21 protein-coding genes are annotated in these 23,127 nt (G+C 70.9%); 6 read left to right on the forward strand and 15 right to left on the reverse strand.

Translation table 11 applies throughout. The features are described from left to right. Nucleotides 1–101 precede the first annotated feature (101 nt). Nucleotides 102–2,126: a primosomal protein N' gene (locus tag H7I87_RS03890; RefSeq protein WP_011725431.1), complete on the reverse strand. Its 2,025-nt coding sequence runs from the start codon at nt 2,124–2,126 to the stop codon at nt 102–104. Nucleotides 2,127–2,153: 27 nt separating this feature from the next. Further along, on the reverse strand, nt 2,154–2,945 hold the full coding sequence (locus H7I87_RS03895; RefSeq protein WP_011725432.1) for a lysoplasmalogenase: 792 nt from the start codon (nt 2,943–2,945) through the stop codon (nt 2,154–2,156). Between H7I87_RS03895 and lipI the strand changes: the two genes are divergently transcribed. Then, nucleotides 2,944–3,906 carry an esterase LipI gene (gene lipI, locus H7I87_RS03900; protein WP_011725433.1) on the forward strand — a complete coding sequence of 321 codons (963 nt, stop codon included), beginning with the start codon at nt 2,944–2,946 and terminating at the stop codon, nt 3,904–3,906. The two genes, H7I87_RS03895 and lipI, sit on opposite strands and share 2 nt — an antisense overlap. Before the next feature lie 45 nt (nt 3,907–3,951). Then, complete coding sequence (locus H7I87_RS03905; RefSeq protein ID WP_023861216.1) at nt 3,952–5,442, forward strand: flavin-containing monooxygenase; 1,491 nt, start codon at nt 3,952–3,954, stop codon at nt 5,440–5,442. Nucleotide 5,443: 1 nt separating this feature from the next. On the opposite strand, the gene H7I87_RS03910 is transcribed toward H7I87_RS03905, so the two are convergent. Then, complete coding sequence (locus tag H7I87_RS03910; RefSeq protein ID WP_023861215.1) at nt 5,444–6,310, reverse strand: LLM class flavin-dependent oxidoreductase; 867 nt, start codon at nt 6,308–6,310, stop codon at nt 5,444–5,446. Nucleotides 6,311–6,480: 170 nt separating this feature from the next. Between H7I87_RS03910 and H7I87_RS03915 the strand changes: the two genes are divergently transcribed. Together H7I87_RS03915 and H7I87_RS03920 are read left to right on the forward strand one after the other, a co-directional pair. Then, nucleotides 6,481–7,464 carry an Lrp/AsnC family transcriptional regulator gene (locus H7I87_RS03915; RefSeq protein ID WP_011725436.1) on the forward strand — a complete coding sequence of 328 codons (984 nt, stop codon included), beginning with the start codon at nt 6,481–6,483 and terminating at the stop codon, nt 7,462–7,464. A 9-nt stretch (nt 7,465–7,473) separates the two neighbouring features. Further along, the gene (locus tag H7I87_RS03920; RefSeq protein WP_011725437.1) at nt 7,474–8,040 is read left to right on the forward strand and encodes a pyridoxamine 5'-phosphate oxidase family protein; all 567 of its coding nucleotides are present in this window, start codon (nt 7,474–7,476) and stop codon (nt 8,038–8,040) included. A gap of 75 nt (nt 8,041–8,115) precedes the next feature. On the opposite strand, the gene metK is transcribed toward H7I87_RS03920, so the two are convergent. The 5 genes from metK to mihF all read right to left on the reverse strand — a co-directional run bounded on the left by metK (nt 8,116) and on the right by mihF (nt 12,192). Beyond that, nucleotides 8,116–9,327 carry a methionine adenosyltransferase gene (metK, locus tag H7I87_RS03925; protein ID WP_008258192.1) on the reverse strand — a complete coding sequence of 404 codons (1,212 nt, stop codon included), beginning with the start codon at nt 9,325–9,327 and terminating at the stop codon, nt 8,116–8,118. 94 nt (nt 9,328–9,421) lie between these two features. Then, nucleotides 9,422–10,696, reverse strand: coding sequence for a bifunctional phosphopantothenoylcysteine decarboxylase/phosphopantothenate--cysteine ligase CoaBC (coaBC, locus tag H7I87_RS03930; protein ID WP_011725438.1), 1,275 nt, complete (start codon nt 10,694–10,696; stop codon nt 9,422–9,424). Nucleotides 10,697–10,717: 21 nt separating this feature from the next. Further along, on the reverse strand, nt 10,718–11,044 hold the full coding sequence (rpoZ, locus tag H7I87_RS03935) for a DNA-directed RNA polymerase subunit omega (protein WP_009977666.1): 327 nt from the start codon (nt 11,042–11,044) through the stop codon (nt 10,718–10,720). Between the two features lie 76 nt (nt 11,045–11,120). Next, nucleotides 11,121–11,792, reverse strand: coding sequence for a guanylate kinase (gmk, locus tag H7I87_RS03940; protein ID WP_023861214.1), 672 nt, complete (start codon nt 11,790–11,792; stop codon nt 11,121–11,123). Between the two features lie 85 nt (nt 11,793–11,877). Next, nucleotides 11,878–12,192, reverse strand: a complete 315-nt coding sequence (mihF, locus tag H7I87_RS03945; protein WP_003872557.1) for an integration host factor, actinobacterial type — start codon at nt 12,190–12,192, stop codon at nt 11,878–11,880. 478 nt (nt 12,193–12,670) lie between these two features. Between mihF and H7I87_RS03950 the strand changes: the two genes are divergently transcribed. Continuing rightward, entirely contained in the window at nt 12,671–13,093 is a 423-nt protein-coding gene (locus H7I87_RS03950; protein ID WP_003872558.1) for a TOBE domain-containing protein, read from the forward strand. 5 nt (nt 13,094–13,098) lie between these two features. On the opposite strand, the gene pyrF is transcribed toward H7I87_RS03950, so the two are convergent. The 7 genes from pyrF to pyrR form a co-directional block, all read right to left on the reverse strand. After that, a complete protein-coding gene (gene pyrF / locus H7I87_RS03955; RefSeq protein ID WP_011725440.1) occupies nt 13,099–13,923 on the reverse strand; it encodes an orotidine-5'-phosphate decarboxylase in 825 nt (274 codons plus the stop codon). Further along, nucleotides 13,920–17,273, reverse strand: a complete 3,354-nt coding sequence (carB, locus tag H7I87_RS03960; RefSeq protein ID WP_011725441.1) for a carbamoyl-phosphate synthase large subunit — start codon at nt 17,271–17,273, stop codon at nt 13,920–13,922. The genes pyrF and carB overlap by 4 nt, the downstream gene beginning before the upstream one ends. After that, a complete protein-coding gene (gene carA / locus H7I87_RS03965) occupies nt 17,273–18,394 on the reverse strand; it encodes a glutamine-hydrolyzing carbamoyl-phosphate synthase small subunit (protein WP_009977672.1) in 1,122 nt (373 codons plus the stop codon). Before carA ends, carB begins: the two co-directional genes overlap by 1 nt. Then, nucleotides 18,391–18,903: a PH-like domain-containing protein gene (locus H7I87_RS03970; protein WP_009977674.1), complete on the reverse strand. Its 513-nt coding sequence runs from the start codon at nt 18,901–18,903 to the stop codon at nt 18,391–18,393. The genes carA and H7I87_RS03970 overlap by 4 nt, the downstream gene beginning before the upstream one ends. Before the next feature lie 61 nt (nt 18,904–18,964). Continuing rightward, a complete protein-coding gene (locus tag H7I87_RS03975) occupies nt 18,965–20,257 on the reverse strand; it encodes a dihydroorotase (protein ID WP_009977676.1) in 1,293 nt (430 codons plus the stop codon). Then, complete coding sequence (locus tag H7I87_RS03980) at nt 20,254–21,210, reverse strand: aspartate carbamoyltransferase catalytic subunit (protein ID WP_003872564.1); 957 nt, start codon at nt 21,208–21,210, stop codon at nt 20,254–20,256. The genes H7I87_RS03975 and H7I87_RS03980 overlap by 4 nt, the downstream gene beginning before the upstream one ends. Next, on the reverse strand, nt 21,207–21,779 hold the full coding sequence (gene pyrR, locus H7I87_RS03985) for a bifunctional pyr operon transcriptional regulator/uracil phosphoribosyltransferase PyrR (RefSeq protein ID WP_009977677.1): 573 nt from the start codon (nt 21,777–21,779) through the stop codon (nt 21,207–21,209). The genes H7I87_RS03980 and pyrR overlap by 4 nt, the downstream gene beginning before the upstream one ends. Nucleotides 21,780–21,919: 140 nt before the next feature. Between pyrR and H7I87_RS03990 the strand changes: the two genes are divergently transcribed. After that, complete coding sequence (locus tag H7I87_RS03990) at nt 21,920–23,125, forward strand: serine hydrolase domain-containing protein (RefSeq protein WP_009977678.1); 1,206 nt, start codon at nt 21,920–21,922, stop codon at nt 23,123–23,125. The last annotated feature ends 2 nt before the right edge of the window (nt 23,126–23,127 follow it).

Raw genomic sequence — 23,127 nt, forward strand, 5'->3', positions numbered from 1 at the left:
CCTGTCGGCGGCGAAGGAAAGAAAGTGTAGCAACCTTCTAATGTCGTAAACAGTGATTATTGCATGCGCATACTATCGCCTAGGTTAACGGTTTGTGGCGGTCAGCCGATGTGCAGCGGGTCGATCTGCACCCTGGCCGGTTCGTGGGTTTGCCGGGCGCTGAGCACGCCGACGCCGCGGCGCAGCGCCGCCGCCAGCGCCAGGCCGTCGCGGCGCGGCACCCGCACCAGCATCCGGGTCACCGGGGCGCCGGGCGGGGTTCCCGCCGGGCGGCGCGCCCCGGGCGGCAGGTCCACCGGCCCGAGCAGGTCGGCGTGCAGGGTTTGCCCGCCGGTCAGTCCGGCCTCATCCAGCAGCGCGTTCACCGCGGCCGGGGTTCCGTCGACGGCGGCCATGTGCACGCTGGGCGGCAGCCCGACCTCGGCCCGCGCGGTCAGCTCGGATTCCGCGTGGCCCACCGGATCCCAGCGGATCAGCGATTGCACGGTGGGAAGCGACGTTTCGGCGACCACCATCACCACCCCGCCGTCCCCGCGGGGCCGCACCAGCGCAGCGGCGGTCATCCAGCGCCACAACGCGTCCTCGGCCGCGCGCAGGTCCTGCCGGCCCAGCAGCGCCCAGGTGTCCAACAGCAACGCCGCCCCGTAGTCGCCGCGCGCCCGCGGTTCGGCCCCCGGCGTGGCGACCACCAGCGCGGGCCCGTCGGCGACCTCGGGCACGACGGCGTCGCCCGACGAGGTGATCACCGTCGTGCCCGCAAACGCGCGGCCGAGCTCCTCGGCGGTGCGGCGGGCGCCGACGACGACGGCGCGCACCGCGTCGGAGCCGCACCGCGCGCACCGCCGCGTCGGGTCGACGCGCCCGCACCAGCGGCAGACCAGCCCGCCGCCGCCCTCCCCCGGCGACTCGGCCAGCGAGAGCGGCCCCGTGCAGTGCCGGCAGCGGGCGATGGTGCGGCAGCGCGCGCAGGCCAGCGACGGGACGTAGCCCCGACGCGGCACTTGCACCAGCACCGGCGCCCCGTGCTGCAGCGCCGAGCGGGCCGCGCGCAGCGCGACGGACGGGATGCGCGCGGTGCGCGCCGCCGGGTCGCGCTCGTCGGCGTAACCCGTGTCGTCGAGCGCGATCACCCGCGGGGTGCGGGCCCGCACCACCGGCCGGGCGGCGACGATGTCGTGCGCCCAGCCGCTGCGCACCAGCGCCTGGGCCTCCGCGGTGCGCGCGTAACCGCCGATCAGCGCGGCGCAGCGGGCCTGGTGCGCGCGCAGCATCGCCACCTCGCGGGCGTGCGGATAGGGCGCCCGCGGCTCGGCCAGGCTGTCGTCGGCGTCGGCCCACACCATCACCAGGCCCAGGTCGCTCAGCGGCGCGAACACCGCGCTGCGGGTGCCGATCACCACCCGCGCGCTGCCGCGCAGCGCCGCCAGCCAGCGCCGGTACCGGGCGGCCGGGCCCAGCCCGGCCGACAGGGCGACCACGCCGGCCGCGTCGATGCGGGTCGTCACGGCGTGGCTGAGCGCGTCCAGATCGCGCTGGTCGGGGACGATCGCCAGCACCGACCGGCCGGCGCGCACGGTCTGGGCGGCGGCCTCGGCGAATCGGTCGGTCCACGGCTCGCCGGGCAGCGCCTGCCAGACCGCCCGGGCGGCCCGCGACTCGGCCAGCGCGGCCAGGAACTGGGCGCCGCGGCCGTAGCCTTCCCAGCCGGACGGGTCGACCGGCGCCGGCATCGGTATGCCGGCCGCAGCCCGGGCCTCCCGCTCCACCCTGGCGTGCCGGGCCGGCACCGCCAGCCGCAACACGTCGGGGCGGGTACCCGCGTAGCGGGCCGCCACCGCGTCGACCAGCCGCCGGATCTCCGCCGTCAGCACCGGCTCGGGCGACACCACCCGATCCAGCCAGCCCAGCTTGCCCTGGTGGTCGGTGTCGTGGCGGCGCTCCAGCAGGAACCCGTCGACCAGCCGGCCGTGGAAGCGCACCCGCACCCGCACGCCGGGCTGGGCGTCGTCGGACTGCTCGGCCGACACCAGGTAGTCGAATTCGCGGTCCAGGTGCGGCACCGACAGCATCGGCAGCACCCGGGCGATGGGTTCCACCTCGACCGGCGTGCGCGGACCCGGGCTCACGGCCGCCCTGGGCCGCGAAACGCGTTGCTACTCAACGGGTTCCACGGCATCACCGATCGCGTCGCCGGTCGCTTCGCCGGCCGCGTCGCCGGCCGCTTCGCGACCGAAGAAGAATCCCGCCGTGATCAGGATCTGGGCCGCCGCGTACGCCCACCAGATCGGCACCGCCAGCGCCTCGTTGCCCAGGATGAACCGGCCGATGGCGATCATCGAGTCCGACGCCGCGAAACACACCGCGCCCACCGCCGTCCAGATCGTCGGCAGTTTCGCCAGCAGCGCCGCGCACACCATGGCGGTCAGCACCACGATGTACAGCGTGACCGGCAGCGTCAGCTTGTCCGGGCCCAGACGCGGCCAGAACCAGACCAGCAACCCGATCGACGCCAGGCACATCAGGACCGCCGCGGCGATCCGCGGCGTCGACGGCCGACCGGGCCCGGACGCGCCGGAGGGCAGCGGGACCAGCGGCAGCAGGACGCCGATGAAACACATGTGCGCGAACAGAAACGCCGCCAGGCCGACCAGGAAGGACAGCGTCCACCACGGCAGGGCGAGCACCCAGTCGCCGACCGCCGACAGCAGCAGCGCCGGCATCAGCCAGCGCCGCTCCCGCACCTGTCCGTGCCCGGCGGCGGCCAGCGTCAGCAGCAACGCCATCGAGGCCTTGAACGCCGGCTGCAACACCCAGTGCCCGGTCAGCTCCACCCCGGGCGGGGAGCGCAGCGCCAGCACGGTCAGATAGATGCCGTAAGCCAGGGCCACCCAGCCGGCCACCACCCAGGCGCCGGCGACCAGACGGGGTGCGTACGGTACCTCCATGCCCCGCTTGGACAACCCTGCCGACGAGAAACCCGGGATCGACCCCATCCTGCAGAAGGTACTGGATGCGGTTCCCTTCCGGCTATCCACCGAGGACGGAATCGACGCGGCCCGGCAGCGGTTCCGCGACCTGCCGCGCCGGCCGCTGCATCCCGAGCTGCGGGTCGAGGACCGCACCATCCCCGGCCCGCAGGGCGCGATCGCGGTCCGGATCTATTGGCCGCCAATCCATTCCGAGAGTCGCCCGGCGCCGGTGGTGCTGTACTTCCACGGCGGCGGTTTCGTCATCGGCGACCTGGACACCCACGACGGCACGGCCCGCCAGCACGCGGTCGGCGCCGGGGCGATCGTGGTGTCGGTGGACTACCGGCTGGCCCCCGAACACCCCTACCCAGCCGCGGTCGAAGATGCTTGGGCCGCAACGCTTTGGGCGGCCGAGAACGCGGCCGGGCTGCACGGCGACCCGGGCCGGATCGCCGTGGCCGGGGATTCGGCCGGCGGCACCCTCGCCGCCGTGACGGCACAGCGGGCCCGCGACCGCGGCGGGCCGCCGGTGCGGTTCCAGCTGCTGTGGTACCCGTCGACCATGTGGGACGCCTCGCTGCCCTCCTTCGCCGAAAACGCCACCGCGCCGATCCTCGACGTCAAGGCCGTCGCCGAGTTCTCCCGGTGGTACGCGGGCGATGTCGACCTGTCCGACCCGCCGGCCGACATGGCGCCGGGACGGGCGACGGACCTGAGCAATCTGCCACCGGCCTACATCGGGGTGGCCGGGTATGACCCGCTGCGCGACGACGGCATCCGCTACGGCGAGCGGCTGGCGGCCGCAGGTGTCGCCGCGCAGGTGCACAACGCCGAGACGCTGGTGCACGGCTACCTGGGCTATGCCGGTGTGGTGCCGGCGGCCACCGCCGCGATGGAGCGCGGCCTGGTCGCGCTGCGAACCGCCCTGCAGGGCTGAGGCCCGGGCGTACGGTGGATCCATGACACAGCCAGGCGGGCACCGATGAGCTCACCAGCAGTTCCCGACCACCACACGCTGATCATCGGCGCGGGATTCTCCGGCATCGGCGCGGCCATCAAGCTGGACAAGGCGGGGCTGCCCGACTACCGGGTGATCGAGGCCGGCGACGGGGTGGGCGGCACCTGGCACTGGAACACCTATCCCGGTATCGCCGTGGACATTCCGTCGTTCTCCTACCAGTTCTCCTTCGAGCAGAGCCGGCACTGGTCGCGCACCTACGCGCCCGGCCGCGAGCTCAAGGCCTACGCCGAGCACTGCGCCGACAAGTACGGCATCCGCTCGCGAATCCGGTTCAACACCAAAGTGTTAGCCGCCGAGTTCGACGACGAACAGCGGCTGTGGCGGGTGCACACCGATCCCGGCGGCACCGTCACCGCCCGGTTCCTGATCAGCGCCTGCGGCGTGCTGACCGTGCCGAATCTGCCCGACATCGACGGGGTGGACTCATTCGGCGGCATCACGATGCACACCGCGCGGTGGGACCACGGCCAGGACCTGTCCGGCAAGCGCGTCGCGGTGATCGGCACCGGGGCCTCGGCCGTGCAGGTGATCCCCGAGATCGCGCCAATCGTCAAGTCGCTCACCGTGTTTCAGCGCACCCCGATCTGGTGCTTCCCGAAACTGGACGTCCCGCTGCCGGCGCCGGCGCGCTGGGCGATGCGCATTCCCGGCGGCAAGTCCGTGCAGCGGCTGCTCAGCCAGGCCTACGTGGAGGTCACCTTCCCGATCTCGGCGCACTATTTCACGGTGCTTCCGCTGGCCAAGCGGATGGCCACGCTGGGGAAATCGTATCTGCGCCAACAGGTTCGCGACCCGGAGGTGCGCGAGAAGCTCACCCCGAAATACGCGGTCGGCTGCAAGCGCCCCGGCTTCCACAACGGCTACCTGGCCACCTTCAACCGGGACAACGTGCGGCTGGTCACCGAACCGATCGACAAGATCACGCCCGACGCGGTGGCCACCACCGACGGCGAACACCACCGGATCGACGTGCTGATCCTGGCCACCGGCTTCAAGGTGATGGACCCCGACAACGTGCCCACCTTCGCGGTGACCGGGCCCGGTGGGCGCTCGCTCAGCCGGTTCTGGGACGAGCACCGGTTGCAGGCCTACGAAGGGGTATCGGTTCCGGGTTTTCCCAACCTGTTCACGGTGTTCGGGCCGTACGGTTACGTCGGCTCATCGTATTTCGCGCTGATCGAGGCGCAGACCCATCACATCGTGCGCTGCCTGAAGCGGGCCGAGCGCCTCGGCGCGGCCCGTGTCGAGGTCAGCGAGGAAGCCAACGCCCGCTACTTCGCCGAGATGATGCGCCGGCGGCACCGGCAGATCTTCTGGCAGGACAGCTGCAAGCTGGCCAACAGCTACTACTTCGACAAGAACGGCGACGTGCCGCTTCGGCCGGGCACCACGCCGGAGGTGTACTGGCGCAGCCGGCGATTCGATCTCGACGACTACCGCTTCACCGGCTGAGTCACAGGCAACCGAGAATCGCGTCCGCGAGGTAGTCGAGCTGCTCGACCGAGGCGGAGGTCGGATGGAAGAGCAAGCGGTCGAAGCCGAGGTCCCGATATCGGCGGACGGTGTCGCGGGCGTCGGCTGCCGAACAGACCATGTCGGCGACGTTCACCTGGGCATACCCCGGCGCGAATGCGTAATACCGCGCCAGGTGGTCCCTTCCGGCCGCTACGGTCTCGGCCGGACCCAGCGCGAAATTCACCGATGCCTGGAGGTACGGGCGCGCGGGGCGGCCCGCGTCCTGCCAGCCGCTGCGGATGCGCGCCGCCACGTCGGCCTGTTCGTCATAGAGGCGCACCGCCCCGGCCGCCCACCCGTCGCCGGTGGTGACGACCCGGCGCACGGTGGCCGCGGACCGCCCGCCGAACAGCAGCGGAATCCGCACGGGCGCACCACATAAGGCGGTGCCATCGGCGAGAGGTTCGCCGGCCCAGAGGCTGCGCAGCCGCTCGACCTGCGCATCGAGGGCCCGGCCCCGCCGGTGAAAGTCGGCGCCGGTAGCGGCATATTCGTCGCTCCGGTTGCCCACACCCAGTCCGACGGTTAGCCGACCGCCCGAGACCCGCGCCAGGCTGACGAGTTGCTTGGCCAGCGGGATGACCGGATACATCGGGGCCAGTAGGACATTGGTCACCAGGGTCAGTTCGTTGGTGGCGCCGGCCGCGGTGGCCAGCGCGATCAACGAGTCGACACCCGAAGAGAACAGCCGATCGATCGTCGCGACGGATTCGAAGCCGAGCTCTTCGCCGCGACGTGACCACTGCGCGACGGCGGGTCCGGGAACGTCGGCGATGTGGTTCGGCAGGCCGATTCCCAGTTTCACCGCGCTTCCTCCGCCGCCGGGATGGTGTTGCCGGCCTGTTGCATTGGGCGCCTCCGATGCCGAAAGTGTGTGGCTCCATGGTGGGCGGCACCGCACCTTTTAGCCAGCAGAACCGCGTCGGGCGTCAAAAACAGACCATCCATCGCGAATTCATGTAGATTTTTCCCACGATGGAGGCGCTGGACGGTCATATTCTGCACGCGCTGCAGCTGTCACCGCGCGCGCCCTTCCGGCGTATCGCCGAGGTCGTCGGCGCCGGTGAACAGACCGTCGCGCGTCGCTATCGCGCGCTGCGCCGCGACGGAGTGCTCCGCGCCGTCGGCGTGGTCAACCCGCGGGTATACGGCGAGTGCCAGTGGATAGTCCGGGTGCGCGCCAAGCCCGACGACCTACTCCGGCTCGCCGAGGCGCTGGTCCGCCGAGCCGATGTCACCCACGCCAACGTGTTATCGGGCGGCACCGAGCTGGTGTGCGTTGTCCGCGCTCCCCTGGACGACACCGAGGCCGGTCTGCTACACCGCCTGCCCCGCACGTCAACGGTCCTCGACATGCGGGTCGACTTGGTAATCAACGTTTTTGGCGCACCGATGCACGCGCACTGGACCGGACATGGACACGCCCTGGACGGGCACCAGGTCGCCGCGCTGCGGCCAGCGCACTGCGCACACCCGGATCGGCCCGTCGGACCGACGCCGGAGGATCAGCCGCTGCTGGATGCGCTGGCCGAGGACGGCCGCATTTCCGACAGCGCCCTGGCCGGGCTCACCGGGTGGTCACCGGCCCGCGTCAAACGCCGGATGGTCGCCCTGCAGGGCAGTGGCACCCTCTCCTTCGACCTCGACGTGCTGCCGGAGCGGCTCGGATTCATGCTGCACGCCATAATCTGGATATCGGTTGTGCCGCAACACCTCACGTCGGTGGCCGAGCAGATCGTGCGGCACGACGAGGTCGCGTCGGTCGCCACGGTCAGTGGCCCCGCCAACCTGATGGTCGTGGTGATCTGCCGCGACCCCGAACACTTCTACCGCTACCTTGCTGAGCGCCTGGCCAGCGTCGACCACATCCAGGCGTACGACGTCAGCGTCCGCAGCAAGCGGCTCAAGCAAGTCGGCTCGCTGATCGCACACGGCAGGTTGGTCCGCGCCGCACGCTAGGCTCGGCGCATGGCGAAGGAATTCGGAAGCATCGACGAATCGCTGCGCGACTTCATCCGCGAACAGGCCGTGTTCTTCGTCGCCACCGCGCCCTCCGAGGGAGGACGAATCAACCTGTCGCCCAAGGGATATTGCGACACGTTCGCGGTGCTCGACGAGCGCACCGTGGCCTACCTGGACCTGTTCGGCAGCGGCGTGGAGACCATCGCCCATCTGCGCGACAACGGCCGCATCACTGTCATGTTCTGCTCGTTCACCCGCAACTCGCGGATCCTGCGGCTGTTCGGAACCGGGCGGGTGATCCGGCCCGACGACGCCGAATTCGCCGATCTCATCACGCATTTCGGTGACCGGCATGCGGGGATCCGCGCCATCATCGTGGTCAATGTGGAGCGGATCGCCGACGCGTGCGGATTCGCGGTGCCCTACTACGAGCTGGTCGACGAGCGACCGGTCCTCAACGCGTATCACCACAAGGCCTCCGACGAGGCCTACACCCGGCTGATCAACCGCAACCGGCGCAGCATCGACGGGCTGCCCGCGCTCGATTCCGACCACCCGGGCCCACCGCGGTGACCCGTCGAACGTGACACTGTGGTCACGCTCGGCGCCGAGCGTGACTGCGACGTCACATTCGAGGCGGCGGCCACTCTAGATGGCGCGCTTGAGGTCGTCGACCTTGTTCAGCTGCTCCCAGGGCAGTTCGACGTCGGTGCGGCCGAAGTGCCCGTAGGCGGCGGTCTGCGCGTAGATCGGGCGCAGCAGGTCCAGGTCGCGGATGATCGCGCCGGGACGCAGGTCGAACACCTCCGGGACGATCTTCTCGATCTTGACCGGGTCGACGGTCGCGGTCCCGAAGGTCTCGATGAACAGCCCGACCGGCGCGGCCTTGCCGATGGCGTAGGCCACCTGCACCTCGACCCGCTCCGCGAGCCCGGCGGCGACGATGTTCTTGGCCACCCAGCGCATCGCGTACGCCGCCGAGCGGTCCACCTTGGACGGGTCCTTGCCGGAGAACGCCCCGCCGCCGTGCCGCGCCCAGCCGCCGTAGGTGTCGACGATGATCTTGCGCCCGGTCAGCCCGGCGTCACCCATCGGGCCGCCGACGACGAACTTGCCGGTCGGGTTGACCAGCAGCCGCGTCGAGGAGGTGTCCAGCGTGTCGTGCGCCAGGTCGTTGAGCACGGTGTTGAGCACCTTTTCCCGGATGTCGGGGGTCAGGGTGTTCTCCAGGTCGATGTCGGCCGCGTGCTGAGTGGAGATGACCACGGTGTCCAGCCGGACCGGGACGTCGTCCTCGAATTCGATGGTCACCTGCGTCTTGCCGTCGGGGCGCAGGTAGGGCAGCACGCCGTTCTTGCGGACCTCCGTCAGCCGGCGCGACAGGCGGTGGGCCAGCGCGATGGGCAGCGGCATCCGCTCGGGGGTGTCGTTGATCGCGTAGCCGAACATCAGGCCCTGGTCGCCGGCGCCCTGCGCGTCCAGCGGGTCGGCGGCACCCTCGACGCGGGTCTCGTGGGCGGTGTCGACGCCCTGGGCGATGTCGGGCGACTGCGCGCCGATGCCGATGTTGACCCCGCAGGACGCCCCGTCGAAGCCCTTGTCCGACGAGTCGTAGCCGATGTCGAGGATGCGCTCGCGGACCGTGTTGGTGATGTCGGCGAAGGCCTCCTTGGCCGTCGTCGTCACCTCGCCGACCACGTGCACCTGCCCGGTGGTCACCAGGGTCTCGACCGCGACACGTGAGCGGGGGTCCTGCGCCAGCAGGGCGTCGAGGACCGAGTCGCTGATCGCGTCACAGATCTTGTCGGGATGTCCCTCAGTCACCGACTCACTGGTAAACAGGCGACCCTTTTCGCTCATGCCAATCCTTCCAAATAGTTAGTCAACCGAATTATATCGGCCCGCATCAGCCCGGCCGGCACCCCGTCCCGGTGCCGGGAAGAACTCGACCGCTTTACCCGCTGTCCCCGTGCAGGAACGCGGCGATCGCATCCACGATACGACTGGCCATCAATGTCTTGGAGCCGTGCTGCAGTGCGGACTCGGTGCCGTCGGAGGCCAGCAGCCAGCCGTCGTTGCTGTCCACCTCGAACGCGCGGCCCTCGCCGACGGCGTTGACCACCAGCAGATCGCAGCCCTTGCGCTGCAGCTTGGCCCGGGCGTGAAACAGCACGTCGCCGCTGGCGTCGCCGGTCTCGGCGGCAAAGCCGACGATGGCCCGCATGTTGGGCAACTGCCCGTGGGCGCGGGCCCGCACCGCCCCGGCGAGCACGTCGTCGTTGCGCACCAGCTCGATCGTCGGGGGCGCCGTCTCATTCGAGGCGCTCTTTTTGATCTTCGCGGCGGCAACGTGCGCGGGCCGGAAGTCGGCGACCGCGGCGGCCATCACCAGCACGTCGGCCTCCGGGGCGCGCTTGGACACCGCGTCGCCCAGCTGGGCCGCGGAGCTGACGTGGACGACCTCGACACCGGCGGGATCGATCAGCCCGGCGGTGTGCCCGGCGATCAGGGTGACCTCGGCGCCGCGCTGGGCCGCCACCCGCGCCACGGCATAGCCCTGCTTGCCAGAGCTGCGGTTGCCGATGAAGCGCACCGGGTCGACCGGTTCGCGGGTGCCGCCGGCGGTGACCAGCATCTTGCAGCCGGCGAGGTCGTAGGGCAGCGCGTCGTGGCGTTCCAGCAGCAGGTGGGCCAGGGTGGTGATCTCCTCGGCTTCGGGCAGCCGGCCCGACCCGCTGTCCGTCCCGGTGAGGCGCCCGGCGGCGGGCTCGAGCACCACCGCGCCCCGCCGGCGCAACGTGGCCACGTTGTCGACGGTGGCCGGGTGCAACCACATCTCGGTGTGCATGGCCGGCGCGAACAGCACCGGGCATCGGGCGGTGAGCAGCGTGGCGGTCAGCAGATCGTCGGCCCGGCCGTGCACCGCGCGCGCCAGCAGATCCGCCGTCGCCGGCGCCACCACGACCAGGTCGGCCTGCTTGCCGAGCTGGACGTGCGGGACCTCGGGAACGTCGTTGAAGACGCCGGTGTGCACCGGCTGGCCGGAGAGCGCCTCAAAGGTGGCCGCGCCGACGAAACGCAGCGCGGACTCGGTCGGGATGACCCGGACCGAATGACCGGCCTCAGACAGCTGGCGGACGACGGTGCACGCCTTGTAGGCGGCGATGCCGCCGGAGACGCCGACGACGATCCTCGCGGCCCGTGTAAAAGCCCGATTGCGGTCGTACACAGCGCGCCCGGCCCGGCCCCGTTACTCGCCCTCGGTGTGCTCGAGCAGGTCGCCGTGGATCTCGCGCAGCGCGATCGAAAGCGGCTTCTCCTGCAGCCCCGGCTCGACCAGCGGGCCCACGTATTCGAGGATGCCCTCGCCGAGCTGGTTGTAGTAGTCGTTGATCTGGCGAGCCCGCTTGGCCGCGTAGATGACCAGCGCGTACTTGCTCGAGACGCGGTCCAGCAGCTCGTCGATGGGCGGGTTGGTGATGCCCAGCGGGGTGTCGTAGGCGCCCGGGCCCCCGGCGGACGGATCGAACCGGTCGGGGACGGCGGCCAGCGCCGCGTCGGACTGCGAGTTAGTCACGTAGGTCAATCTCCTGGCGGATTGGAGCGGCTCGTCGCTACCGGAAAGCCACTGAAAAATATTGAGGATTCGGTGCTCAATCGGGATGGGAGGTGCTCTGGCGCCCGGTCCGGCCAGACGTATCGTGCCGGTCCGGCGCAGTTCCCACCAGCAAGGATACCAATTCGGCGCAGGCAGACTCCAATCGACTGTTGACCACCACCCGGTCGAAGTCGTGTTGGGCCGCCATTTCGACGCGGGCGGTCTGCAGGCGCCGGGCGATGACCTCCGGGGTTTCGGTGCCCCGGCCGATCAGCCTGGCCTCCAGGTCCTCCCAGCTGGGCGGGGCCAGGAACACGGTGAGCGCCTCGGGCATCGCCTTCTTCACCGCCCGGGCGCCGGCCAGGTCGACCTCGATCAGCACCGGGCAGCCCCGCGCGACGGCGGCCCGCACCGGCGCGGCCAGGGTGCCCGACCGGTGCAGCCCGGAGTGGATTTCGGCCCACTCCAGCAGCGCGCCCTCGTCGATGAGCTGCTGGAATCGGGCGGGGCTGACGAAGTGGTAGTCGACGCCGTCGACCTCGCCCGGCCGCGGTGCCCGCGTCGTGGCCGAGACGGAGAAATGCAGGTTGGGGACCCGCTCGCGCAGGCACCGAACCACTGTCGATTTGCCGACCGCGGAGGGACCGGACAGCACGACCACACGTCCGTCACCTGATGGTTCGGGACGCGTCCCATGCCGGACGTCCGGTCCCCCGTCGGCAGTCACGGGCGCTCCCGGTCGGATGCGCCCACGGCTCGGGTCCGATGGCCCGCCTCCTCAGGCCGTGCGGCCTGCATCGTCGGCGGGCGGGTTAGGAGCCGAACTTTTCCAGCAGAGCCTTGCGCTGACGATCGCCGAGACCGCGCAGGCGGCGGGTGGGGGCGATCTCCAACTCAGTCATGATTTCCTGCGCCTTGACCTTGCCCACCTTGGGCAACGCCTCGAGAAGCGCCGAAACCTTCATCTTGCCCAGGACTTCGTCGGTCTCGGCGTCCTTGAGCACCTGACTGAGGTTGGTGCCGCCGCGCTTCAGCCGGTCTTTGAGCTCGGCTCGGGCTCGACGTGCGGCAGCCGCCTTCTCCAACGCGGCCGCGCGCTGCTCGTCGGTCAACTGGGGAAGGGCCACGATTCCTCCGTATCTGATCAATCAATCTCAATCGATCTCTTTGTGTCTCTGCCGGGTACTTCAGCCAGCGGAGACGACCGTACTCAGGCCTCCTGACGAAATCTAACCCGCCCCCCTGCTTAACGGGGCAAACTCCCAGCATGTACCGGCGTGTGGGGGGCCGCGGCGACGTGGCGTGCGACGTCGATCGAGGTTGCGCGCGGCGCCGCCGGGGCGGCTCCCGCATGGTCGTTTCGGGCCGTCGCCGCGCCCGCGACCTGCGGCTTTGACGTTTCCCGGCGGCGTGGGCCCGCGGCGCCGGGGTGGTTGCGCGACGCGGCACCGGCTGCGGCGGGCGCCCGGTGCGACGGATCACGTATTCGTCACGGCGTGTCGCGCGTGTCGCGCTGCTGGTCGATAGCGGGTCGATCGCCGGTCACGGCGGGTCACGGCTTCGCTTGCGGCCGATCCGGGGGTCGCGATCGGATACCATCGGGGCGTGTCGAACCTGCGAATTCGCCAGGCGGCTGAGCTGCTCGGCGTCAGCGACGACACGGTGCGCCGCTGGATCAACCAGGGCGCATTGGAGGTCGGTCACGACGCCGCCGGCCGCAAGGTGATCGCCAGCGAGGACCTGGCCCATTTCTCCCGCACCAACGCCCCCGCCCCGCCGGCCGACCCGCTCAGCATCGGCAGCTCGGCCCGCAACCGGTTCGTGGGCCTGGTCACCTCGGTGGTCAGCGACAAGGTGATGACCCAGGTCGAGATGCAGTGCGGCCCGTTCACCGTGGTGTCGCTGATGAGCACCGAGGCCGCCGAGGAGCTGCAGCTGCGCCCCGGCAGCGTCGCGGTGGCCGTCGTCAAGGCCACCACCGTCATCGTGGAAACCGCCCGGCCCAGCACGACCGTCGCGTCGGACTGAGTCCGCTACACGTCCAGGTAGGCGACGGCGTCCAGCATCCGGTCGGCCGCCCCGCGCAGCTCCGCCACGTCGGGACCGGCCCGCAGCACCTCGCGGGCCACCGCGGGCAGCAGCTGCCCCGGTTCCGCCCCGCCCAGCCCGGCCAGCGCCTCGGGCCGCCCGCCCTGCACGCCGAGCCCGGGCACCAGCACCGGGCCGCCCAGCGCGCTCAGATCGGGCGGCTGCAGCACCGTCGCCCCCACCACGACGCCGACGTAGCCGGGCCCGGCCGGGTTCGTCGACCGATTCACCACCGCCGCCTGGTCGACCACCAGCTGGGCCACCGTGCGGCCGTCGAAGGCGGCCCGCTGCACGGTGGCGCCCTCCGGGTTGGAGGTGGCCGCCAGCACGAACACCCCGCGGTCGTGCGCGGCGGCGGCTTCCAGCAGCGGCCGCAGCGAGCCGAACCCCAGGTAGGGCGAGGCCGTCACCGCGTCGGCGGCCAGCGGCGAGTCACCGGCCCAGGCGGCGGCGTAGGCGGCCATGGTGGTGCCGATGTCGCCGCGCTTGGCGTCGGCCAGCACCAGCACCCCGGCCGACCGCAGCGCGGCGATGGTGCGTTCGAGCACCGCGAATCCGGCCGCGCCGTAGGCCTCGAAGAACGCCACCTGCGGCTTGACGACCGCGAATCCGGCGAACGCCTCGACGCAGATGTCGCAGAAGGCGGCTAGCCCGTCGGCGGTGGTCGGCAGGTCCCACGCCCGCAGCAGCTCGGGGTGCGGGTCGATGCCCACGCACAGCGGCCCGCGTTGCGCTTTCGCGGCGGCCAGCCGGGCGCCGAACCCGGTCACCGCGGCCCCTTGTCCGAGGCGATCTGGCTATGCAGTTCCTGCAGGCTGCGCACCCCGATGTCGCCGCGGATGCCGGCCTCGATGCCCTGCACGGCGGCCGAGGCGCCCTGCACGGTGGTCACGCAGGGAATGTTGACCGACACTGCGGCGGAACGGATTTCGTAGCCGTCGATGCGCGGGCCGGAGTTGCCGTAGGGCGTGTTGATCACCATGTCGACCTCGCCGGCCTTGATCGCGTCGACGGCCGACATCTCGGGGCGGCCGGGCTGCGGGTCCTCGAAGTGCTTGCGCACCTCGTCGCAGGGAATTCCGTTGCGGCGCAACATCTCCGCGGTGCCCTCGGTGGCCAGCACCCGGAAACCCAGGTCGGCCAGCCGTTTGACCGGGAACACCAGTGAGCGCTTGTCCCGGTTGGCGACCGACACGAACACGGTGCCCTGGGCCGGCAGCGACCCGTAGGCGGCGGTCTGACTCTTGGCGAAGGCGCTGCCGAAGTCGCGGTCGATCCCCATCACCTCGCCGGTGGACTTCATCTCCGGGCCGAGCAGCGAGTCGATGCCGGCGCCCTCCACGGTGCGGAACCGGTGGAAGGGCAGCACCGCCTCCTTGACCGCGATCGGGGCGTTCAGCGCGGCGTGCGCGCCGTCCCCGGACGCGGCCAGCATTTCCTCCGCGCGAAGCTGGGATATGGTGGCGCCCAACATGATCCGTGCACACGCCTTGGCCAGCGGGATGGCGGTGGCCTTCGACACGAACGGCACCGTGCGGCTGGCGCGCGGGTTGGCTTCCAGCACGTAGAGCACGTCGTCCTTGAGCGCGTACTGCACGTTGAGCAGCCCCACCACCCCGATGCCGTGCGCGATGGCCTCGGTGGCGCGCCGCACCTTCTCGATGTCGCTGCGGCCCAACGTCACCGGCGGCAGGGCGCACGCCGAGTCGCCGGAGTGGATGCCGGCCTCCTCGATGTGCTCCATGATGCCGCCGATGTACACCTCGGTGCCGTCGCACAGCGCGTCCACGTCGATCTCGACCGCGTCCTCGAGGAAGCGGTCGACCAGCACCGGATGCTCGGGTGAGAGCTCGGTGGCGCGGGTGATGTAGTCGCGCAGCGTCTCCTCGTCGTAGACGATCTCCATGCCCCGGCCGCCCAGCACGTAGGACGGCCGCACCAGCACCGGGTAGCCGATGTCCACGGCGATCCGGCGGGCCTGCGCGAAAGTCGTTGCGGTGCCGTACTTCGGCGCGGGCAGGCCGGCCGCGGTCAGCACGTCGCCGAAGGAGCCGCGGTCCTCGGCCAGGTCGATGGCCTCCGGCGGGGTGCCCACGATCGGCACGCCCGCGTCGGCGAGGCGTTGCGCCAGCCCGAGCGGGGTCTGCCCGCCGAGCTGCACGATGACGCCCACCACGCCCGGGCCGCCGGCGCCGGACTGCTGCTCGGCCCGGAACACCTCGAGGACGTCCTCGAAGGTCAGCGGCTCGAAATACAGCCGGTCGGCGGTGTCGTAGTCGGTGGACACCGTCTCGGGGTTGCAGTTGACCATCACGGTCTCGAAACCGGCCTGGCTCAACGTCGTCGCGGCATGCACGCAGCTGTAGTCGAATTCGATGCCCTGGCCGATCCGGTTGGGGCCCGAGCCGAGGATGAGCACCTTCGGCCGCTGCGGCTGCGGGGCGACCTCCGTCTCGGCGGCCGGGTCGAGTTCGTAGCTGCTGTAGTGGTAGGGGGTCTTGGCCTCGAACTCGGCCGCGCAGGTGTCGACCGTCTTGTACACCGGGTGCACGCCGAGGCGTTCGCGCAGCGACCGCACCCCGTTCTCGCCGGCCAATTCCGGTCGCAGCGCGGCGATCTGGCGGTCCGACAGGCCGTGGTGCTTGGCCCGCCGCAGCAGGTCGGCGTCCAGCACGGGGGCGCCGATCAGCTCGCCGCGCAGCGCGACGAGTTCGCCGATCTGCGCGATGAACCACGGGTCCACGCCGCTGGCCTGCGCGACCCGTTCCACCGGGGCGCCCAGCCGCAGCGCCAGCTCGAGGTCGTAGAGCCGGCCCTCGGTGGGCGTCTGCAGCCGGGCCAGCACGTCGTCGAGGCCGCCGTCGGGGTCGGGCTTGGTCCAGAATCCGGCGCGGCTGGTCTCCAGCGAGCGCATCACCTTGCCCAGCGCCTCGATGAAGTTGCGGCCCAACGACATTGCCTCGCCGACGGATTTCATGGTGGTGGTCAGCGTGGGGTCGGCGCCGGGGAACTTCTCGAACGCGAACCGCGGCGCCTTGACCACCACGTAGTCCAGGGTGGGCTCGAAGCAGGCCGGCGTCTCCTTGGTGATGTCGTTGACGATCTCGTCCAGGGTGTAACCGATGGCCAGCTTGGCGGCGATCTTGGCGATCGGGAACCCGGTGGCCTTGGAGGCCAGCGCGCTCGAGCGCGACACCCGGGGATTCATCTCGATGACGATCAGCCGGCCGTCTTTGGGGTTCACCGCGAACTGGATGTTGCAGCCGCCGGTGTCCACCCCGACCTCGCGCAGGATCGCGATGCCCAGGTCGCGCATCCGCTGGTATTCGCGGTCGGTGAGCGTCATCGCCGGGGCGACGGTGACCGAGTCGCCGGTGTGCACGCCCATCGGGTCGACGTTCTCGATCGAGCACACCACGACGACGTTGTCGTTGCCGTCGCGCATCAGCTCGAGCTCGAATTCCTTCCAGCCGTAGATGGATTCCTCGATCAGCACGTTGGCGCTGGGGCTTTCGGCCAGCCCGGCGCCGGCCATCCGGTCGACCTCCTCGACGGAGCGCGCCATCCCCGAGCCCAGGCCGCCCATGGTGAAGCTGGGCCGCACCACCACCGGCAGGCCCAGCTCGGCGACGGTCTCGCGCACCTCGTCCATGGTGAAACACACTCGGCTGCGGGCGGATTCACCGCCGACCTTGGCGACGATGTCCTTGAACCGCTGCCGGTCCTCGCCGCGCTGGATGGCGTCGAAGTCGGCGCCGATCAGTTCCACCCCGTAGCGGTCCAGCGCCCCGTTCTCGTACAGCGCGACGGCGGTGTTCAGCGCGGTCTGCCCGCCCAGGGTGGCCAGCAGCGCGTCGATCTTGTTGCCCCGCTCGGCCTGCTGCGCGATCACCCGTTCGACGAAGGCCGGCGTGATGGGCTCGACGTAGGTGTGGTCGGCGTACTCCGGATCGGTCATGATCGTGGCCGGGTTGGAGTTGACCAGGCTGACCTGCAGGCCCTCGGCCTTGAGCACCCGGCAGGCCTGGGTGCCGGAATAGTCGAACTCGCAGGCCTGCCCGATCACGATCGGGCCCGAGCCGATCACCAGGACGTGGTTGAGGTCGGTGCGCCGGGGCACTAGCGGTCCCCTTCCATCAGCTCGATGAATTGGTCGAAGAGGTAGTTCGCGTCGTGCGGGCCGGCCGCCGCCTCCGGGTGGTACTGCACCGAAAATGCCCGTCCGTCAGCGAGTTTCACGCCCTCCACCACCCCGTCGTTGGCGCAGGTGTGGCTGACCACCGCCGCGCCGAACGGCGTGTCGAAGGCCTGGCCGGCCTCGCCCTGCAGCGCGAAGCCGTGGTTCTGCGCGGTCACCGCCACCCGCCCGGTGGCGTGGTCGATCACCGGGATGTTGATGCCGCGGTGACCGAACACCATCTTGTAGGTGGACAGGCCCAGCGCCCGGCCCAGGATCTGGTTGCCGAAACAGATGCCGAACAATGGGATTCCGGCGCCCAGCACCTCGCGGGTGACCGCCACGATGTGGTCGGCGGTGGCGGGGTCGCCGGGCCCGTTGGACAGGAACACGCCGTCCGGCCTGAGGTCGGCGATCTGCTCGAAGGTCGCCGACGAGGGCAGCACGTGGCTGCGGATGCCGCGACGGGCGAAGTTGCGCGGCGTGTTGGTTTTGATGCCCAGGTCCAGGGCGGCGACGGTAAACCGCGGCGGCCCTTCGGGTTCCACGATGTAGGCGTCCGGCGTGCTGACCTCGCCGGCCAGGTCGGCGCCCAGCATGGACTGCTGGCCGCGCACCCGCTGCACCAGTTCGTCCGGATCGGCCAGGGCGTCACCGGAGAACACCCCCGCCTTCATCGAACCGCGGGTCCGCAGGTGGCGCACCACCGCGCGGGTGTCGATGCGAGCGATGCCCACGATGCGCTGGCGGATCAGCTCGTCCTCCAGGCTTCCGGTGGCGCGCCAGTTGGACACGCGCGGCGACGGGTCGCGCACCGCGTAGCCGGCCACCCAGATCTTGTCGCCGCGGCTCTCGGCGTCCTCGCCGTTCCAGCCGGTATTGCCGATCTGCGGCGCGGTGGCCACCACGATCTGGCGGTGGTAGCTGGGGTCGGTCAACGTCTCCTGGTAGCCGGACATGCCGGTGGAAAACACGGCCTCGCCCAGGGTTTGGCCGATCGCCCCGAACGGTGTGCCGGTGAAGACGCGGCCGTCCTCGAGCACCAGTTGCGCCTTGCCACTCACGAACGCCGCTCCTCCCGCCCCGGCTGCAGCCAGCCGTCGTATTCGCCCCGGTTGTTGGCCCGGAAGCCGGTGTCGATCTCCACGCCCGACGGCAGCCGCCACCGGATCGCCAGAATCGAGTTGCGGGCCGCGACCTTTCCGGCCATGCCCCGCTCGGTGCGGACCGCGCTGATCGACTGCTGGGGGATCCAAATCGGGGTGGCGCGAATGCGTTCCAGCAGGATCCCCTCCGGGTAGCGGGTCAGCGCCGCCTTGCTCCGGTAGCCCAGATCGCCGGCCGTCACCCGGTCGTTCCAGGCCGGCGACAGGGTGCACCCGACATAGACGCCCTGCAGGGTGGCCGTCGCGGTGCCGACCTTGTCGGGCACCCCGGGCAGCTCGCCGATCAGCTCGGCCTGCCGCCGGGCGCGGCGCACCCAGCCGCGCATCATCAGCTGGATCACGACCGCGATCACCACCACCAGCACGGCCGCGAAGATCAGCGAGCCCACCAGCGTGCCGGAATTCATTGGCCCCGCTCCTCCTCAGTGCCGCCGCTCATGCGGCGCACCGCATCCTCGCCGGCGCGGTTCATACCGGGCACTTCCCATCGCGGGCGGTGACCTTGCCGCGCAGCAGGGTCGCGGTCACGGTGGCCGGCAGCGTCATCGCCTCGTAGGGGGTGTTGGCCGACCGGCTGGCCAGGTCCGACCCGGCCACCGTCCAGCTGGCGTCGGGGTCCACCACCGTCAGGTTGGCCGGCTCCCCCACCTCCAGCGGGCGGCCGTGATCGGGCAGATTTGCGATGCGCGCGGGGTTTTCGCTCATCACCTTGGCGACGTCCCGCCAGGTCAGCAGCCCTGGGCGGACCATCGTGTGGACCACGATCGACAGCGCCGTCTGCAGCCCCAGCATGCCGGGGCGGGCCGCAGAGAACTCCACGCACTTCTCGTGCTCGGCGTGCGGCGCGTGATCGGTGGCCACACAGTCGATCACGCCGTCGGCCAGCGCCCGGCGCAGCGCGGCCGCGTCGGCCGCCTCGCGCAGCGGCGGGTTGACCCGGTTGCGCCCGTCGTAACTGGCCAGCCGGGAGTCGTCCAGCATCAGGTGGTGCGGGGTGACCTCGGCGGTGATCGAGATGCCTTGCTGCTTGGCCCATTTCACGATCTCGACGGTGCCCGCGGTGGAGGCGTGGCAGATGTGCACCCGGGCGCCGGCGTCGCGGGCCAGCAGCGCGTCGCGGGCGACGATCGATTCCTCGGCCGCCCGCGGCCAGCCCGCGAGTCCCAGCCGGGCGGCGGTGGGCCCCTCGTGGGCGACCGCGCCGACGGTCAGCCGCGGCTCCTCGGCGTGCTGGGCGATGAGCACGCCCAGGCCGGTGGCGTATTCCAGGGCGCGGCGCATCACCAGCGGGTCGTGCACGCAGACGCCGTCGTCGGAGAACATCCGCACCTGCGCGGCCCCCGCCGCCATCATGCCCATCTCGGTGAGTTCCTTGCCGGCCAGACCCATGGTGACCGCGCCCACCGGGTGCACGTCGACCAGGCCGACCTGCTGGCCCCGGTGCCATACGTGGTCGGTGACCACCGGGCTGTCGGCGACCGGGTTGGTGTTGGCCATCGCGAACACCGCGGTGTAGCCACCCAAAGCCGCAGCGGCCGAACCGGTTTCGATGTCCTCGGCGTATTCGCGGCCCGGCTCGCGCAGGTGGGTGTGCAGGTCGACGAACCCGGGCAGCAGCACCTGGCCGGTGGCGTCGATGACGTCGGCGGTGTCGGGGATGTCGAGCCCGGCGCCGATGTCGGCGATCTGCCCGTCGTCGACCAGGACATCGACCCGGTCGCCCTCGCCGTACAACCGGACTCCGCGCAGCAACACGCTCATGCGGCGATCTCCTCCGCGCCCACCAGCACGTGGAACAGCACCGCCATCCGCACGTGCACACCGTTGGAAACCTGTTGCAGCACAGCAGATTGCGACGAGTCCGCCACCGAGGAGGCGATCTCCATGCCGCGCAGCATCGGGCCCGGGTGCAGCACCACGGCGTGGCCGGGCAGCATCGCCTGGCGGCGATCGGACAGCCCGTACAGGGACGAGTACTCGCGCACCGACGGGAAGAAGCCACCGTTCATCCGCTCGGCCTGCACGCGCAGCATGAGCACCGCATCGGCGGCGGGCAGCTCGGCGTCGAAGTCGTTCGACACGGTCACCGGCCAGCCCTCGACGCCGACCGGCAACAGCGTCGGCGGGGCGACCAGCACCACCTCGGCGCCCAGGGTGGACAGCAGCATCACGTTGGAGCGGGCCACCCGGCTGTGCAGGACGTCGCCGACGATCACCACGCGCCGGCCCTCGATGCCGCCGAGCCGCTGGCGGATGGTCAGCGCGTCCAGCAGCGCCTGCGTCGGGTGCTCGTGGGTGCCGTCGCCGGCGTTGATCACCGACGGCCCGGCGTCGCTGGAATCGCCGTTGCCGCAAGTCCATTCGGCAAGCAGGTGCGCGGCGCCGGAGGCCGGGTGCCGGATGATCAGCGCGTCGGCGCCGGCCGCCCGCAGCGTCAGGGCGGTGTCGCGCAGCGACTCCCCCTTGCCCACCGAGGACCCGGCGGCGCTGACGTTGATCACGTCGGCGCTCATCCACTTGCCGGCCACCTCGAAGGACACCCGGGTGCGGGTGGAGTTCTCGTAGAACATGGTGACGACGGTGCGGCCACGCAGCGTCGGCAGTTTCTTGATCTCGCGGCCCACCAGCGCCTGGGCGAACCGGTCGGCGTCGTCGAGGATGGCGGTGGCGTCGTCGCGGCTCAGGTCGCCGGCGGCGAGCAGGTGGCGGGTCATCGCGAGATCACCACCCCGTCGGCGCCGTCGTGCTCGGCCAGCAGCACGTGCACGCTCTCGCTGCGCGAGGTGGGGACGTTCTTGCCGACGTAGTCGGCGCGCAGCGGCAGCTCGCGGTGACCGCGGTCGACCAGCACCGCCAGTTGCACCACCCGGGGGCGGCCCACGTCGCGCAGCGCGTCCAGTGCCGAGCGCACCGAGCGGCCGGAGTAGAGCACGTCGTCGACCAGGATCACCAGCGCGTCGTCGATGCCGCCGGCCGGGATCGAGGTGGCCTCCAGCGGCCGCGGGGGTTTTTGCATCAGGTCGTCGCGATACAGGGTGATGTCCAGGGCGCCGTGGCCGACCTCGACCCCGCTGTATTCGCCGATGTTGCGGGCCAGCCGGTCGGCCAGGGTGACGCCGCGGGTCGGGATGCCCAGCAGCACCACCCGCGGCCCGTCCGGACCGTCCAGCGCGGTCTTTTCGATGATCTGATGCGCGATGCGGGAAACGGTGCGGCCGACGTCGGCCGCCGACATCAACTCCCGGGAATCACCGGACGAGCCGGTGTTGCCCGCAGCACCCATGCGAAACTTGACCTCCTTCTCCGCCTCACCGGACGGATCGTTAAAGGATGTCGACTGCACGGCAGCGTAGCACTAATTTCGCGGGCGACCGCGCGCGGCGGCCGTGGCGGCCCGCCCGCTAACCTGACCAGGTGAATCGCGTGACCCTCGACGCCAACAGCGTCTCCATCCGCGAAGTGTGCGACGCCGGCCTGCTGGCCGGGGCGGTGACGATGGTCTGGCAGCGCGGAGAACTGCTGCAGGTCAACGAGATCGGCTACCGGGACGTGGAGGCGGGGCTGCCGATGCGCCGCGACACCCTGTTTCGCATCGCGTCGATGACCAAACCGGTGACCGTCGCGGCGGTGATGAGCCTGGTCGACGCGGGCAAGCTGAGCCTGAAGGATCCGGTCACGCGCTGGGCGCCGGAGCTGGCCGGCGTGCGGGTCCTCGACGACCCGCACGGCCCGCTGGACCGCACCCACCCGCTCGACCGCGCCATCCTGATCGAGGACCTGCTCACCCACACCAGCGGGCTGGCCTACGGATTCTCGGTGTCCGGGCCGATCTCCAAGGCCTACATGCGGCTGCCGTTCCAGCACGGGCCGGACGCCTGGCTGGCCGAGCTGGCCAAGCTGCCGTTGGTGCACCAACCCGGCGAGAAGGTCACCTACAGCCACTCGATCGACCTGCTGGGTGTCATCGCCGCCCGCATCGAGGACAAGCCGTTCCACCAGGTTCTCGACGAACGGGTGCTGGGCCCGGCGGGCATGACCGACACCGGGTTCTTCGTCTCGCCGCAGGCGCGGCACCGGGCGGCGACCATGTACTCCCTCGACGAGCACAGCCGGCTGCAGCACGGCGTGATGGGCCCGCCGCACGTCACGCCGCCCGCGTTCTGCAACGCCGGCGGCGGGTTGTGGTCGAGCGCCGACGACTACCTGCGCTTCGTGCGAATGTTGCTGGGCGACGGGACGATCGACGGGGTGCGGGTGCTCTCGGAAGAGTCGGTCCGGCTGATGCGGACCGACCGGCTCACCGAGGCGCAGAAGCGGCACAATTTCCTGGGCGCGCCGTACTGGGTGGGCCGCGGCTTCGGGCTGAACCTGTCGGTGGTCACCGACCCGGCAAGGAGCATACCGCTTTTCGGCCCGGGCGGGGTCGGCACGTTCAGCTGGCCCGGCGCCTACGGGACGTGGTGGCAGGCCGACCCGACGGCCGAGCTGATCCTGATCTATCTGATCCAGAACCTTCCCGACCTCACCGTCGACGCCGCCACCGCCGTCGCCGGCAACACGTCGCTGGCCAAACTGCGCACCGCCCAGCCCCGGTTCGTCCGCACCACCTATCGCGCGCTCGGCCTTTGAAC

The sequence above is a fragment of the Mycobacterium timonense genome (genome assembly GCF_025821985.1).
GTDB classification, from domain to species: Bacteria; Actinomycetota; Actinomycetes; order Mycobacteriales; family Mycobacteriaceae; genus Mycobacterium; species Mycobacterium avium.